This window comes from Pseudonocardia halophobica, from assembly GCF_027922425.1.
GTDB lineage: Bacteria > Actinomycetota > Actinomycetes > Mycobacteriales > Pseudonocardiaceae > Pseudonocardia > Pseudonocardia halophobica.
In genome coordinates this window covers 1-508 of record NZ_BSFQ01000306.1, presented here as the reverse complement: position 1 = coordinate 508, position 508 = coordinate 1, and the positions used below count along the sequence as shown (strand labels likewise).

Here is a 508-nt window from a genome sequence, read left to right as displayed (position 1 = left end):
AACAAAGCTGGACGCGCATTCACTCTCTGGGGGCCGTCACCATCGGCGACGATGTGGAAATCGGCGCCAACGCCTGCATCGACCGCGGCACCATCCGCGATACCGCCATCGGATCAGGCACCAAGCTCGATAATCTGGTGCATATCGGGCATAATGTGCAGGTGGGCCGCGATTGCCTTCTCTGCGGACAGGTCGGCATTGCCGGATCGTCCAGAATCGGCGACCGTGTGGTGCTGGCCGGGCAATGTGGTGTGAATGACAATATCTTTGTCGGCGACGATGTGATCGCTGGCGGGGCGACCAAGATCTTCACCAATGCGCCTGCGGGTCGGGTGCTGCTGGGGTATCCGGCGGTGAAGATGGAAACCCAGATCGAGATCAACAAGGCCTTGCGCCGCTTGCCGCGTCTGGCGGCGGCGGTTGCGGAACTTCAGAAAGTTGTTGCAAAGTCTTGATAATCCGACGGGCAATCTCGGGCATCAGGAGTGTGGCATGGGTGAGAGCGTCA

Annotated in this window: 1 pseudogene; it reads left to right on the top strand. The window is 60.0% G+C overall.

From position 1 onward, the window contains the following. Positions 1-455, top strand: a pseudogene (locus PKE99_RS39525) (hypothetical protein); the annotation flags it as partial. Positions 456-508 lie beyond the last annotated feature (53 nt).